Genomic DNA, 13,155 nt, shown 5'->3' on the forward strand with positions numbered 1-13,155 from the left:
GCCGCTAGCCACTGTCACGACACCTGTGCAACATGGCGCGCGTGCAATCCACAAATGGGAATTCCCTTTATGAAACGTTTTCTTAGCATCGCCATGGCGTTGTGCATCGGCCTGACGATGAGCCTCGACGCCAACGCCAAGCGCTTCGGTGGCGGCAAAAGCATGGGCTCGGCACCGACTCACCAGACCAGCCAAATGGCTCCTTCCGCCGGTGCCGGCGGTGCTGCGGCAACTGCAGGTGCAGCCGGTGCCGCTGGCGCGGCTGCCAAGGCCGGCGGTGCTTCGCGCTGGTTAGGCCCTCTGGCCGGTATCGCCGCCGGTGGCCTGCTTGCGTCCATGTTCATGGGCGGCGGCTTCCAGGGCATGCAGATCTTCGACATCCTGATCATGGCGGTCATCGCCTTCCTGATCTTCCGCTTCATCGCCGCCCGTCGCCGCAAGCAGCAGGAGCACATGGCTCCAGCCGGCGCGCCGATGCAGCGTGAAGTATTCGAGCAAAAACCAGCCATGGGTTCGATCTTTGGTGGTTCGGGTGCACCTGCTGCCGCCCGTCCGGTAATCAATGCACCGGCCTGGTTCAACGAAGAGCGTTTCGTCGAAGCGGCCCGCAGCCACTTCCAGTCCCTGCAACAGCACTGGGACGCCAACGAAATGGACAAGATCTCCGAGTTCGTGACCCCGCAACTGCTGGAGTTCCTCAAGCGCGAACGTGCCGACCTGGGCGACGGTTTCCAGTCGACCTACATCGACGATCTGCGCGTACAACTGGAAGGTGTGGATGATCGCGCCGACAAGACCATCGCCACCCTGACCTTCAGCGGCGTGTCGAAGACCTCGCGTTTCGACCAGGGCGAAGTGTTCAGCGAAAGCTGGAACATGGAACGCGCCCAGGGCGACAACCAGCCTTGGCTGGTCGCCGGTATCCGCCAGAACGGCTGATAACCGCACGCTTGAGCACTTGGCAATAAAAACCCCGGACATGTTCCGGGGTTTTCTATTTCGCGGTTGCACTTATAGCGAGCTACTGTATAAAACGCCCTATTAACCGCGCCAACTAGCAAGAGGATCCCGGCCGTGGAAGAAATCATCGAACAATTGCGTGAAGCCAACGAACCGGTCCCGGTTCCTCTGGAACTGCCTGACGAAGACCAAATTGTGGAAATCGAAGAACAACTGTTCATCGACATCCCGTTTGTCTTCCGCGAATTCCTGCTCACCGTCAGCGACGTGGTGTATGGCAGCCTGGAGCCGGTGACGGTTACCGACCCGCAGTCCCACACCTACCTGCCGGACGTGGCCGCCAACGCCTGGGATGCCGGTGTTGACCGCAGCATGATCCCGATCTGCCAGGACGGTGACGACTACTACTGCGTCGAAGAAGACGGCACCGTGGTGCTGTGGTCCGGCGAAGAAGAACTGGTTACCGAAGAAACCTGGGAATCGGTGTGGCACTGGGCGCGGGACGTCTGGCTGGAAAGCTGATTCCGCAAAGCTTTTGTGGCAAAGGAGCTTGCTCGCGCTGGGCTGCGAAGCGGCCCCAACCAGGGCGACGCGTTCTTTCAGATGTTGCGATGTGGCGGTTTTAGGGCTGCTGCGCAGCCCAACGCGAGCAAGCTCGCTCGCCACAAGAATGCGCCACTCGGCTTAGTGCTCCGGCGTGTCCTTGTGGTTATCCAGGGTCTCCAGCAAGGCAACCTGCATCCGCGTATGCACGCGGATGAACCACCGCCAGAGCACCGCCGCCACCGCTGCCGCCACCACGGCGATCAGCACCAGCAACTTGTTGGTTGGCAAGATACTGGCCGACAAGGCTGCCAGCAGCAGGAAAATCACCAGCAGCGACAGGATGGGGATCAGTTCGGCGATCACTCGTCGTACGCGCTGGGTATGCCTTCCGGCCATTTCCGGCTTGACGCTCATCTCTGCCAGCAACATCGACAGCGCCTTGAGCTTGCGATACGCCGCAATCAAAAACGGCAGCGACAACAGCAACGCCCCGCCCCAGATCAACGCCTTCTGCCAGCTTGGGTCACTTATCCAGCCCTCCAGATACCCACCGATGCGCGCCGCAAAAAAGCTGCCGGCAAAAAAGATCGCCACCACCAACGCCAGGTTTACCCCCACTTGCAGGATGATCTTGCGAATCATCGACGCCAGCATTGCGCCCTCGCCCTGAGGCTGGATGCTGCGCAACCATTCGCCATACATACCGAACACCCGGCTCATGCGCTTGGGCATCACCGCCGCAATCTTCAACGACAACGGGTCGGCGCCGCGAATCAGGTACGGCGTGAGCAGCGTGGTGATCGCCGACACCGCCACGGCCACCGGGTAGAGGAAGTCGCTGGTCACCTGCAAGGTCATCCCCAATGCGGCGATGATGAAGGAAAACTCTCCAATCTGTGACAGCCCCATGCCTACGCGCAGTGAGGTGCGGCCGTCGTTGCCAGCGATAAACGCCCCCAGGCCGCAGGACAACATTTTGCCCAGCACCACCGCCACGGTGATGACCGCGATGGGCCAGGCGTATTGCAGCAGGATCTGTGGGTCGATCATCAAGCCAATCGCGACAAAGAAGATCGCGCTGAACATGTCGCGAACCGGCTCGATCAGGCGTTCGATCTTAATCAACTGACGGGACTCGGCCATGATCGCGCCGATCAGGAACGCGCCCAGCACCATGCTGTATTCGAGCTTCACCACCAGCAGGCAGAAGCCGAAACACAGGCCGAGCACAGTGATCAGCAGCATCTCGTTACTCTCGAACTTGGCCACATAGGCCAGCAGGCGCGGCACCAGCAGAATGCCGATGACCAGCGCGACGATCATGAACAGCGAGAGTTTGCCGACGGTGGAAAACACCTCGCCGGAACTGACCGTGCCGCTGACGGCGATGCTCGACAGCAAGGCGATGATGCCGATACCGAGGATGTCTTCTACGATCAGCACGCCGAAAATAAGCTGGGCAAAGCGCTGGTTTTTCATCTTCAGGTCGTTGAGTGCCTTGACGATGATGGTGGTTGAAGAGATCGCCAGGATCGCGCCGAGGAACAGCGAGTCCATCGTGTTCCAATCGAACCAGCGGCCGATTTCGTAGCCGATCCAGATCATCAGGATGATTTCGAGGAATGCGGCAATAAATGCCGTGGCGCCGACCTTGAACAGCTTGCGCAGGCTGAACTCCAGGCCCAGGCAAAACATCAGGAAGATCACCCCCAGCTCGGCGAGGGTCTTGATGGTGTCTTCGTCGTGGATCAGGCCGAACGGCGGGGTGTGAGGGCCGATGATGAACCCGGCGACGATATACCCCAACACCACCGGTTGCTTGAGGCGGTGAAACAGGATGGTGACAACCCCTGCCACCAGCATGATCACGGCCAAGTCCTGGATAAAGCTGATGGCGTGCATGGCGAGGGGCTCCTTGAGGGTACTGGCGCTTTTCCCACTTCCACCGGCACCTATGAACGGTCGCAATAAGCGGAAGGAAAAGTCGGCCTTAATCGTAAGAAATGCCCTGAGACGGGCTTTTGAAGGTTAACACCGCGACTTCCGGCAGAAAGCCGGTGCAATATATGGAAACAGATCGGTGCAGGCGTGACGGCAAGCCGCCCACCGGCGTCCCGTTAGGGATGGCGCTGCAAAGATTTCAGCACCCGCAGAGGTGCCACCCCAACCGATGCCTACAACCCGTGAGTGTGCTATGGAACCCGGAAACGCCCAGCTGTCGATGACGGTACTGATGACCCCTGACATGGCCAACTTCTCAGGCAATGTTCACGGCGGCACCCTGCTCAAGTACCTCGACGAAGTGGCCTTCGCCTGTGCGAGCCGTTATGCCGGTCGCTATGTAGTGACCTTGTCGGTGGACCAGGTGATTTTTCGCGAACCGATCCATGTCGGTGAGCTGGTGACCTTCCTCGCCTCGGTCAACTACACCGGCAACACGTCGATGGAAGTGGGCATCAAGGTGGTGACCGAGAACATCCGCGAGCGCTCGGTGCGCCATACCAATAGCTGCTTCTTCACCATGGTGGCCGTGGACGACCAGCGTAAACCCGCCGCCGTGCCGCCACTGCAGCCGCACAACAGCGAAGACAAACGCCGGTTCGTACAGGCGCAACAGCGCCGGCAGATTCGCCAGGAGCTGGAAAAGCGCTATCAGGAAATCAAGGCAGACGGGCCGTAAGACCCGAGCTGCAAGCCCGCTCCCACATTGGGTGTTGTGGGGTTACAAACCGATCGGTGTGGCTTCGAAGCGCACGCGAGGATGGGCGATGCGGTCCTGGGCGCGGACTAGTTCCAGCTCGTAGCTGGCGCAAGCCTGAGTTTCCAGCAGCACTTCATGCACCGCGGCGGCGGTGAATTCGAAGGCTGCCAGCAGGCTGTCACCCAGCAGCACCCGCGCCAGAAACAGCCCCGACGTCAGGTCGCCCACGCCCACCGGCTGACGCGGGAACGCCAGCAGTGGCCGACGCAAGTGCCAGCTGCCATCGGCAGTCACCAACAGCATCTCAAAACCATCCGGCAGCTTGCCCGGATAATCCAGGTGCTTGACCAGCACGGCCTTGGGCCCGCGCGCCAGCAGCGCCTTGGCCATGCCCAGGCAATCGAACAGCGATTGCGGCTTGCGCCCGGCAAAGCTGTCCAGCTCCAGTTGATTGGGGCAAAGGAAATCCGCTATCGCTGCCGCTTCGTCCAACAGGAAATCGCTGACTTCCTGGGGCACGATGCAACCCTTTTCCGGATGGCCCATCACCGGGTCGCACAAGTACAAGGCCTTGGGGTTGATGGCCTTGATGCGCGCCACGCCGGTCAAAATCGCACGGCCTTGGGCTGCGCTACCGAGGTAGCCGGACAGCACTGCATCGCAGTTACCCAACTCGCCGATTGCGGCAATCCCTTCCACCAGCGCCGGAATCTGCTGCGGCGCCAACACTTCGCCCGCCCACTGACCATACTGAGTGTGATTGGAGAACTGCACCGTGTTGAGCGGCCAGACATTCACCCCGACCCGCTGCATGGGGAACACGGCGGCGCTGTTTCCGGCGTGGCCAAAAACCACATGAGACTGGATCGCAAGCAGATGAGGTGTGCGTTTCATGCGGGAGATTTCCGTAAAGCCATTGAAATTCTGGCCGCGCAGTATGCGACTAAACACGGCCTATACGACAGACCAGAGACACAGTTAAGCTGCTCTCACTTTGTTGGAGTTCATCGCATGCTGACCCTGGGAAACATCTTTGTGTTGATGCTGCTGGCGACCGGCGCCGCCTGGGTCTGGCACAACCACGGCCTGCGCGAGCGGGCGCTGGAGCGGGTCAAGCAGCATTGCGCCAAGCTCGATATCGAGCTGCTCGATGGCGCGGTGGCGTTGAAACGCATCGGTTTTGTGAGGGACGCCAAGGGTCGGCGCCGTCTGGCGCGCATCTACAATTTTGAGTTCACCGTGACCGGCGAAGCACGCCATCCCGGGACGATCACTCAGTTTGGTGCTCACAGCGCGCAGATCGAACTGGCGCCCTACCCGTTCGAGATCAAAACGCCGTTGCCCAGCGCTGAAGTGATCGAGCTGAGCCAATGGCGCCAGGACCACGCCAGCAAGAACCGTCACTGACGGCAGGCGGTCAAGGCGTCCTGCAATGCAGCCACGTCCAGTGGCTGACTGAAGATCAATTCAATACGTGAGTCACGGCGCCATTCGCTCGGTTGCCAGAGAAGTGCGCCGTTATCCACAGCGTTGGCACTGAGCCAACCTTCAGGGCTGTGGATAACCAGTTTGGCGCGCCGCCACACCAGATTTGTCAGCCAGCGGTGCAGGCGCACGGTGTCGAATTGCTGACTAGAGTGCCAGCGCCAGCCGATGCTCCAGCCGCCTTCTTGAGCCTGGCTAAGGCAGATTGGCAGCGTCGGATCGGTCCAGATGGCTGGCATCTGCGCTAAGCCTTTGGGCGCATCGAAGTTATCCACAGCAGTGCGGCCTTGCGCGTCCAAGCCGGGCAACAGGTCGAGCGGCACGTGCGCCCGGCGCGTCCAGTAAAGCGGGCAGTCGGGTAATTGCTGTTCAATGGCCTGGCGCTGCGCGGCATCCAGCGCCTCATCCTTGTTCAACACCAGCAGCCCGGCACTGGCCAGCGTCTCGCGTTGCGCATCAGGCAAGGGTTTACCCGCCGCCAGCGCCTGGGCATCCAGCACCAGTACGCACGGCTGAACCGCCAGCACGTCCTGCCACGGCGCCTGCCGCAGTTGCCTGAGCAACTGCGCCGGGTGGCCCAGGCCCGAAGGCTCGATAAACAGCCGATCAGGCTTGGCCTTACGCAGCAGGCGGCCCAGGCCTACCTGGAACGGTGCACCATTCACACAACACAGGCAGCCGCCTGCCACCTCGCCCAAGGCAATGCCGTCGTCATCCTGAGTGAGCAAGGCAGCGTCCAGACCGATCTGCCCGAACTCGTTGATCAACACGGCCCAGCGCTCGTTGGCCGGGCGTTGGGCCAGCAGGTGTTTGATCAGGCTGGTCTTGCCGGCGCCCAACGGCCCGGCAATCACGTGGGTGGGAATGTTCTGCAGCATCAGTGGCATCATTCAGACCGTGTAGAGAGCTTGATCCTACCCGGTTATGCGAGCCAATCCAGCGTCAGGATCAACCGTCGCTCATCAGCCTTGAGTGCAGGCGAGCGATGAATCAAGCCGTGAGCTTCGTTGCCATGCCATTGGGTGCCCTTGAGCATGGCGACTTCGCCACAGAGGATCTGCTCGATGCGCTCGGTGGGTTGCGCGTCCGACTGGGCCAGCTTACGGCGGTCCATCACACCTTCGCGCAACCACTGGCTGCCAATGCCGGCGTAGGTGGTGATCAGTCGCACCGGCACGTGGTCAACGTGAAAACGCGGGCACATGGCCTTGTCCAGCAGCCGCAAGCGCACGCCAATGCGTTTGGCGCCGAGCAAACAGGCGAACGCGCTGACCAACCAGGACACATCGGCAATAAAGCCTTCGTAGCCTTCAAGATCACGGCAACTGGACGCCAAACCCTGCAAGTTCGGTACAGCGTCTTCGTTGTTGAGCTCAATTACCATGGAATCGGCCAGCGGCTCATTGAGCGCCACCAGCAGGGCACCGAATTCGGCGATATGCAGCGGCAGTTGACGCTGCCAAACCGCCAGGTTCACCCCGTCTTCCAGAATGTCAGCCAGCGCCAGCGGGGTTTCACCGCACATTTGGCGGATCACGGGGCGCAATGGGATAACCGGGGCCAGCATCAGGCGACCTGCTCGAACCAGGGGCCAAAAGGGTCAGCCAGCAGGCGCCAACCTTCAACGCCAACGGCCATTTCTTCATCGGTGAGCAAGCAGGCGTCCAGTTCGGCACGCATGTGGTTGAAGTCGATGTTTTGCCCGATGAACACCAATTCCTGGCGGCAATCACCGGTACTCAGCTGCCAGTTGGCCATGATCGCCGCCACGCTTTCTTGATCCTGCGGCCATTGGCTTTTCGGCACAAAACGCCACCAACGCCCGGCAAAACCATGGCGCATCAGCCCGCCAGCCTGGGACCAACTGCCGGCATCCTGATGCTTGCTGGCCAGCCAGAAAAAGCCCTTGGAGCGCAGCAGTTTGCCGTTCACCCACGGGCGGTCGATAAAGTCGAAAAAACGCTGAGGATGAAACGGTCGGCGCGCGCGATAAGCCGTGGAGGCGATGCCGTATTCTTCGGTTTCCGGCACATGTTCACCGCGCAGTTCCTGTAACCAGCCCGGCGCCTGGGCGGCGCGCTCGAAGTCGAAGCGGCCGGTGTTGAGGATTTTGTTCAGCGGCACTTCGCCCATGACCATCGGGATAATTTCGGCCTGAGCGTTGAGGCGTTCGAGAATCGCCATCAGTTCCTCGCGCTCACGGCTGCTGATCAGGTCGATCTTGCTGATCAGGATTACGTCAGCAAATTCGATCTGCTCAATCAGCAGGTCAGTGATTGAGCGTTCGTCCTCCTCTCCCAGGGTCTCACCGCGTGAGGCCAGGCTTTCGGCGGCCTGGTAGTCGAGCAGGAAGTTCATGCCGTCGACCACGGTGACCATGGTGTCCAGGCGCGCGATATCGGCCAGGCTTTGCTCGTTTTCGTCGCGGAAGGTGAAGGTCTCGGCCACGGGTAACGGCTCGGAAATGCCGGTGGATTCGATCAACAGGTAATCGAACCGACCTTCTTTGGCGAGTTTTCCGACTTCTTCCAGCAAGTCTTCACGCAAGGTGCAGCAGATGCAGCCGTTGCTCATCTCCACCAGTTTTTCTTCGGAGCGGTTGAGGGTGACGTCGCGCTGCACCTCGCTGCCGTCGATGTTGATTTCGCTCATGTCGTTGACGATCACCGCCACTCGCAAATTGTCGCGATTGCGCAGGACGTAGTTGAGCAGCGTGCTTTTGCCGGCGCCGAGAAAGCCGGACAACACGGTAACGGGGAGACGATTGGGCATCAGGTGTTCCTCATCAGGGTTGGCCGGTCAAATCGCCCGTTGATGGCGTTCGCGCAGCTCTTCACGTTCTTTGGCTTCGATACTCAGGGTCGCTGTGGGGCGCAGCAGCAAGCGTTTCAGGCCAATGGGGTCGCCGGTTTCACGGCACCAGCCGTATTCGCCACGGGCCAGCAGTTCAAGCGCGTCGTCGATCTTGTCCAGCAGCTTTTTTTCGCGCTCCAGCAGGCGCAGTTGCCATTGGCGCTGTTCCTCGGCGCTGCCGACATCGGCGGGGTCGCTGTTGGTTTCCTGCTCGCGCAGTACCAGGAACTCGGCTTCGATGCGCGCTTGCAGTTCAAAACGCTGGCCCAGCAGCAGCTCGCGGAAGAAACCTTGCTGGGCTTCATTCATGTAATCGTTGGGCGATTGGGCAAGGAGGTCTTGTTCAGTCATGGAGAACAGTTCACGGGTCAGGCTGTGCTTTTATGTTATAGTATAACAACACAAATAAGCCAATCCCCTTGCTCGTCACGACGAAGGGCGCAATGCTTGAGCCCGTTCCATCCCCCGAGAAACCTTATGAAATATCTGCTGTGCGCCCTGTTATTGGCAGTGGCAGGACCTGCCTGCGCACAAACGCCGAGCCTGGCGGCTAACTGCGTGCGCAGCGCCAACCTGCTGGCTTGCGTGGATCCGCTGGGGAATGCCTACAGCGTGGCGACTGCCGGCAGCACCACGTATTTGCGCGGTTTCGAGGTGATCGGCAAACGCTACTGGGCACAGACCAACAGCCGCTATGGGCAGCTGACGTTCTTTACCGGGTTGGCGTCCGATGGTGAGGCGTGGGTCGGCTACACGCGCCGCGTGGGCTGGACCACCATCAACCGGTTTTCCAGCTCAGGCGGCACCCGTGCGAAGTTCACGTGCAGCCGCATTACCGGCTGCTAGACCTGGCCGTTCTTCTGCTCCTGAACCCACGCCATGTAGCTGTTCATCGGCGGGTTCTTCTCGAAGTACTTTTTCAAGCCTTCGAAAAGCCCATCCGCCACCGCCTGTTGATGGCGCGCAGTGACCAACCGCTGAGCGTCCTGGGTGTTGGAAATGAACCCGGTCTCGACCAGGATCGACGGCACATCCGGTGACTTGAGCACCGCAAACCCTGCCTGTTCCACGCGCTTCTGGTGCAGCGTGGTGATGTTTTGCAGGCTGCCCAACACCGAGCTGCCCAACTGCAGGCTGGAGGCGATGGTGGCGTTCATCGACATGTCGAGAATCACCCCGGCCAGCATCGGGTCCTTGTCCTTGAGATTGAGCAAGGTGGTGGCACCCAGCAGGTCCGCGCCATTTTCACGCTGCGCCATGAAGCGCGCCGTGGCGGAGGTGGCGCCGCCTTCAGACAGCGCATACACCGACGCCCCGGAGGCCGTGAGCCGTGGCGCGGCATCGGCGTGCACCGAGATAAACATATCCGCCTTGTGCTGACGGGCGATGTCCACGCGCTTGCGCAGCGGTACGAAGAAGTCATCGTTGCGCACCAGTTTCACGTCAAAGCCTTTCTCACGCTTCAAGCGTTTGGCCAGCAATTGGGCGATGGACAACACCACGTCCTTTTCGCGCTGGCCCTTGGAACCGATTGCGCCTGGGTCTTTGCCACCGTGGCCGGGATCGACCACTACGATGATGTCGCGCTTGGGATGCGCCTTGTCCACCGGCGCCACCAGAGGTTGCGGCTGCGCGGCGATCTGGCGCGGCGCGTGGGTGGCGCTGCTCAGGTCGAGTACCAGGCGATGACCTTGGCCATCCTGCGGCGGCAACAAGAAGCTGTTGACCTGCATCGGTGCGGCCAGGTCCAGCACGATGCGCGTATCGCCTTTACCAAAATGCCCGGAGCGGATCGAAGTGATTCCGCTGTTCTTCAACGCCAGTTGCGAGAAATCGCCGCTGAGTCCGGCGCCGCTCAGGTCGATGATCAAACGCTCCGGTGAGGTCAGGGAAAAGGTCTTGTATTGCACCGGGCCGCTGAGGTCGAACACCAGCCGCAGTTTGTCGTCGGAGCGCCACAGGCGCGCATTGCGAATCTGCGTGGCAAAAGCCCCCAATGGAAAGGTGAACAGAGGGCTGACCAGCAGCAGGTTGAGGAGCTGACGTCTGTGCATGACATATACCGCGAATAGAGGAGCGTCCCTGCTCGACATGACTGAAGAAAGGCTGGAGCAGAAAAATCATCGTCGACTCAATAGTTATAATATAACATGTCTTTTTATTTCCAACGATGGACCTGCTCATGAATGCGCTGACTCTGCCGGATATCGCCGCGCAGGCTTCACGCCAAGCCTTGCCGCTCGACTGGGTAGGCATGTGCGGCATCGCCTTGCCCATTCTCATCGACGGCCAACGCCTGACTGCCACCGCCGATGCTGGCGTCAGCCTAGACGACGGCGAGGCCCGCGGCATTCATATGTCGCGCCTGTACCTGGCCCTGGAAATGCTCGACCAGCAGCTTCTTACGCCTGCACTTCTGCGTAATGTACTGCAGCGCTTTCTTGAGAGTCATGAAGGATTATCTAAGAACGCCTACCTACGAATTCACACGGATTTGCTGCTCAAACGCCCGGCATTGGTTAGCCCATTGGCTGGCTGGAAAGGCTACCCGGTGTGCATCGAGGCACGTCTGGAAAACCAGATGTTCCACGTGGAACTAAAAATTGACGTTACCTATTCCTCAACCTGCCCCTGCTCCGCTGCGCTCGCCAGGCAATTGATTCAGCAGCAATTTCTTGAAGATTTCGCCAACACGCCGCTGCAACACGAAGACGTACTGACCTGGCTCGGCAGCGCCAACGGCATCGTCGCCACGCCCCACAGCCAACGCAGCAGCGCACAACTCTCTATCGAGCTGGACGCCAATCAGTCCACCTTGCCGCTCACCGACCTGATCGATGACGTCGAAGCCGCGCTCGGTACCGCCGTGCAAACCGCGGTGAAACGTGCGGACGAACAAGCCTTCGCCCTGGCCAACGGGCAGAACCTGATGTTCTGTGAAGACGCCGCACGCCGCCTCAACCTCGCCTTGAAACGCTCGGATGCCGTCAAAGCCTTCCACCTGAAAGTGATCCACGCCGAAAGCCTGCACGCGCACGATGCCGTGGCTGAAAGCCGCTGGAGGAGAGACTCTGCATGATCACCTGTAACGCTTTGCGCTGGGGTGCACCTGGGCAACCGCTCACCCCGGCACTGGATTTGACCCTGGAAAAAGGCAGCCTCACCGGCATCATCGGCGCCAACGGCACCGGCAAAAGCAGCCTGCTCAAAGTGATCGCTGGTTTGCAAAAACCGCTGGCGGGCAAGGTCAGCGTGGAGGTTCCGCGCCGGGGTGGCCTGTCGTTCCTGCCGCAGCAACAGCACTTGGATCGCCAGTTCCCCATCAGCCTGCAAGAGCTGGTCGCCGCCGGCTTCTGGGGCACCCAGCTCACGCCAGCCCAACGCAACGAACGTCTGCAGGCGGTGCTGGAGGACTGGTGCCTCAGTGGGCTGGAACATCGCCCGCTGATGGCCTTGTCCGGCGGCGAACTGCAACGCGCCCTGCTCGCCCGCATGAGCCTCGCCGAAGCGCCCGTGTTATTGCTCGACGAACCCCACGCCGCCCTCGATGAAGACGGACAGGCGCTGTGCTGGAAACACATTCACGCCTGGCACGACCAAGGCCGCACGATCATCGTCGTCTGTCACGACCTGGCCTCCGTGCGCCACCACACCCAGCACGTGGTGCAGATCAAAAGCACCGGCTGCGTGTTCGGCCCCAGCAAAGAGCTGATCCGCCCCCAACCCCAAATGCAGGTGGCCTGATGCACTTTGCCGCCCACCTGTGGATGCCTTTTTTCGACTTCGTGTTCATGCGCCGCGCACTCATCGGCGGGCTTGTACTCGCCTGCAGCACCGCGCCGCTGGGTGTGTTTCTGATCCTGCGGCGCATGAGCCTGATCGGCGACGCGGTGGCTCACGGCATCCTGCCCGGCGCCGCGCTGGGCTTCTGGTTTGCCGGGCTCAGCCTGCCCGCGCTGACCATCGGCGGCCTCGGTGCCGGCCTGAGCATGGCCGGTTTATCCGCGTGGATCACTCGCCGCACCGGCCTGCGTGAAGACGCCAGCCTTGCCGCCATCTACCCGATCTCCCTCGCCGCCGGCGTGCTGATTCTCGGCATCGCGGGCAAGCGTCTGGACTTGCTGCACCTGCTGTTCGGCTCCGCGTTGGCCGTGGATGAAACCACCCTCACCGGCATGCTTTGGGTCTCCGGTTTCAGCCTGATCGCCATGGCGCTGATCTACAAACCGTTACTGCTCGACACCCTCGACCCACTGTTCCTGCAAACCGTCAGCCGCCTCGGCCCACTCGCACACGGGTTATTTCTGACCTTGGTGGTGCTGAACCTGGTGATCGGTTTCCAGGCCATCGGCGCGTTGATGGTGGTGGGTTTGATGATGTTGCCAGCGATTGCTTCACGCTTCTGGAGCCGGCGCCTGCCGGTGTTGATTGCGGTATCGGCGGTGCTGGGATGCCTGTCGGTGTGGTTCGGTTTGTTGCTGTCGTTCTACTACTCACTGCCCAGCGGCCCGGCCATCGTGCTGGTAGCGGGCGGCGGGTATTTGCTGTCCGTGGTCTTCGGTCCGGTGCACGGCTTGCTGCGCCGCCCGCCCTCTCTTACATCCCAATGA

At 60.8% G+C, this 13,155-nt stretch carries 15 protein-coding genes; 8 read left to right on the top strand and 7 right to left on the bottom strand.

Annotated elements, in window-relative coordinates:
• The first annotated feature begins 69 nt into the window (after positions 1–69).
• Both ABWL43_RS28965 and ABWL43_RS28970 read left to right on the top strand, forming a co-directional pair.
• Positions 70–939 (top strand): Tim44 domain-containing protein, encoded by an 870-nt coding sequence (locus tag ABWL43_RS28965; RefSeq protein ID WP_242201229.1) that lies wholly within the window; start codon positions 70–72, stop codon positions 937–939.
• Between the two features lie 135 nt (positions 940–1,074).
• On the top strand, positions 1,075–1,482 hold the full coding sequence (locus ABWL43_RS28970) for an SMI1/KNR4 family protein (protein WP_017135771.1): 408 nt from the start codon (positions 1,075–1,077) through the stop codon (positions 1,480–1,482).
• A 162-nt stretch (positions 1,483–1,644) separates the two neighbouring features.
• On the opposite strand, the gene ABWL43_RS28975 is transcribed toward ABWL43_RS28970, so the two are convergent.
• Complete coding sequence (locus ABWL43_RS28975) at positions 1,645–3,408, bottom strand: cation:proton antiporter (protein ID WP_177016739.1); 1,764 nt, start codon at positions 3,406–3,408, stop codon at positions 1,645–1,647.
• A 292-nt stretch (positions 3,409–3,700) separates the two neighbouring features.
• On the opposite strand from ABWL43_RS28975, the gene ABWL43_RS28980 reads away from it, so the two are divergent.
• Positions 3,701–4,186 (top strand): acyl-CoA thioesterase, encoded by a 486-nt coding sequence (locus tag ABWL43_RS28980; RefSeq protein WP_404486039.1) that lies wholly within the window; start codon positions 3,701–3,703, stop codon positions 4,184–4,186.
• A gap of 42 nt (positions 4,187–4,228) precedes the next feature.
• Here the strand turns inward: ABWL43_RS28980 and pdxY are convergent, their stop codons facing one another.
• On the bottom strand, positions 4,229–5,101 hold the full coding sequence (gene pdxY, locus ABWL43_RS28985) for a pyridoxal kinase PdxY (protein WP_404486041.1): 873 nt from the start codon (positions 5,099–5,101) through the stop codon (positions 4,229–4,231).
• Between the two features lie 117 nt (positions 5,102–5,218).
• On the opposite strand from pdxY, the gene ABWL43_RS28990 reads away from it, so the two are divergent.
• Positions 5,219–5,614: a DUF3301 domain-containing protein gene (locus ABWL43_RS28990; RefSeq protein ID WP_145158305.1), complete on the top strand. Its 396-nt coding sequence runs from the start codon at positions 5,219–5,221 to the stop codon at positions 5,612–5,614.
• Here the strand turns inward: ABWL43_RS28990 and ABWL43_RS28995 are convergent.
• From ABWL43_RS28995 to dksA, 4 genes are read right to left on the bottom strand one after another with little or no spacing between them, the layout of a single operon-like run.
• Complete coding sequence (locus tag ABWL43_RS28995; protein WP_404486043.1) at positions 5,608–6,570, bottom strand: CobW family GTP-binding protein; 963 nt, start codon at positions 6,568–6,570, stop codon at positions 5,608–5,610. The genes ABWL43_RS28990 and ABWL43_RS28995 overlap by 7 nt on opposite strands.
• A 44-nt stretch (positions 6,571–6,614) precedes the next feature.
• Positions 6,615–7,259, bottom strand: a complete 645-nt coding sequence (locus tag ABWL43_RS29000) for a DUF1826 domain-containing protein (RefSeq protein ID WP_404486045.1) — start codon at positions 7,257–7,259, stop codon at positions 6,615–6,617.
• Positions 7,259–8,464 (bottom strand): zinc metallochaperone GTPase ZigA, encoded by a 1,206-nt coding sequence (zigA, locus tag ABWL43_RS29005; protein ID WP_404486047.1) that lies wholly within the window; start codon positions 8,462–8,464, stop codon positions 7,259–7,261. The genes ABWL43_RS29000 and zigA overlap by 1 nt, the downstream gene beginning before the upstream one ends.
• A 27-nt stretch (positions 8,465–8,491) precedes the next feature.
• Complete coding sequence (gene dksA, locus ABWL43_RS29010) at positions 8,492–8,896, bottom strand: RNA polymerase-binding protein DksA (protein WP_145158317.1); 405 nt, start codon at positions 8,894–8,896, stop codon at positions 8,492–8,494.
• 126 nt (positions 8,897–9,022) lie between these two features.
• On the opposite strand from dksA, the gene ABWL43_RS29015 reads away from it, so the two are divergent.
• Positions 9,023–9,391: a glutamine synthetase gene (locus ABWL43_RS29015; RefSeq protein WP_404486049.1), complete on the top strand. Its 369-nt coding sequence runs from the start codon at positions 9,023–9,025 to the stop codon at positions 9,389–9,391.
• Here the strand turns inward: ABWL43_RS29015 and ABWL43_RS29020 are convergent.
• Positions 9,388–10,599 carry an N-acetylmuramoyl-L-alanine amidase gene (locus tag ABWL43_RS29020; protein ID WP_404486051.1) on the bottom strand — a complete coding sequence of 404 codons (1,212 nt, stop codon included), beginning with the start codon at positions 10,597–10,599 and terminating at the stop codon, positions 9,388–9,390. The two genes, ABWL43_RS29015 and ABWL43_RS29020, sit on opposite strands and share 4 nt — an antisense overlap.
• A 128-nt stretch (positions 10,600–10,727) precedes the next feature.
• Here ABWL43_RS29020 and folE2 point away from each other — a divergent pair, with 128 nt between their 5' ends.
• The 3 genes from folE2 to ABWL43_RS29035 are packed head-to-tail and all read left to right on the top strand — an operon-like array spanning position 10,728 to position 13,155.
• Positions 10,728–11,624, top strand: a complete 897-nt coding sequence (gene folE2 / locus ABWL43_RS29025) for a GTP cyclohydrolase FolE2 (protein ID WP_404486053.1) — start codon at positions 10,728–10,730, stop codon at positions 11,622–11,624.
• Positions 11,621–12,289 carry a metal ABC transporter ATP-binding protein gene (locus ABWL43_RS29030; protein WP_404486055.1) on the top strand — a complete coding sequence of 223 codons (669 nt, stop codon included), beginning with the start codon at positions 11,621–11,623 and terminating at the stop codon, positions 12,287–12,289. Before folE2 ends, ABWL43_RS29030 begins: the two co-directional genes overlap by 4 nt.
• Entirely contained in the window at positions 12,289–13,155 is an 867-nt protein-coding gene (locus ABWL43_RS29035; RefSeq protein WP_145158332.1) for a metal ABC transporter permease, read from the top strand. Before ABWL43_RS29030 ends, ABWL43_RS29035 begins: the two co-directional genes overlap by 1 nt.

This window comes from Pseudomonas sp. HT11 (assembly GCF_044875395.1).
Taxonomy (GTDB): domain Bacteria; phylum Pseudomonadota; class Gammaproteobacteria; order Pseudomonadales; family Pseudomonadaceae; genus Aquipseudomonas.

Coding starts and splice junctions, on each gene's coding strand:
- ABWL43_RS28975 (WP_177016739.1), bottom strand. CDS start 3,408: ATGCACGCCATCAGCTTTATCCAGGACTTGGCCGTGATCATGCTGGTG.
- folE2 (WP_404486053.1), top strand. CDS start 10,728: ATGAATGCGCTGACTCTGCCGGATATCGCCGCGCAGGCTTCACGCCAA.
- dksA (WP_145158317.1), bottom strand. CDS start 8,896: ATGACTGAACAAGACCTCCTTGCCCAATCGCCCAACGATTACATGAAT.
- ABWL43_RS29035 (WP_145158332.1), top strand. CDS start 12,289: ATGCACTTTGCCGCCCACCTGTGGATGCCTTTTTTCGACTTCGTGTTC.
- ABWL43_RS28990 (WP_145158305.1), top strand. CDS start 5,219: ATGCTGACCCTGGGAAACATCTTTGTGTTGATGCTGCTGGCGACCGGC.
- ABWL43_RS28965 (WP_242201229.1), top strand. CDS start 70: ATGAAACGTTTTCTTAGCATCGCCATGGCGTTGTGCATCGGCCTGACG.
- ABWL43_RS29030 (WP_404486055.1), top strand. CDS start 11,621: ATGATCACCTGTAACGCTTTGCGCTGGGGTGCACCTGGGCAACCGCTC.
- pdxY (WP_404486041.1), bottom strand. CDS start 5,101: ATGAAACGCACACCTCATCTGCTTGCGATCCAGTCTCATGTGGTTTTT.
- ABWL43_RS29015 (WP_404486049.1), top strand. CDS start 9,023: ATGAAATATCTGCTGTGCGCCCTGTTATTGGCAGTGGCAGGACCTGCC.
- ABWL43_RS29000 (WP_404486045.1), bottom strand. CDS start 7,259: ATGCTGGCCCCGGTTATCCCATTGCGCCCCGTGATCCGCCAAATGTGC.
- ABWL43_RS29020 (WP_404486051.1), bottom strand. CDS start 10,599: ATGCACAGACGTCAGCTCCTCAACCTGCTGCTGGTCAGCCCTCTGTTC.
- ABWL43_RS28980 (WP_404486039.1), top strand. CDS start 3,701: ATGGAACCCGGAAACGCCCAGCTGTCGATGACGGTACTGATGACCCCT.
- ABWL43_RS28995 (WP_404486043.1), bottom strand. CDS start 6,570: ATGCTGCAGAACATTCCCACCCACGTGATTGCCGGGCCGTTGGGCGCC.
- zigA (WP_404486047.1), bottom strand. CDS start 8,464: ATGCCCAATCGTCTCCCCGTTACCGTGTTGTCCGGCTTTCTCGGCGCC.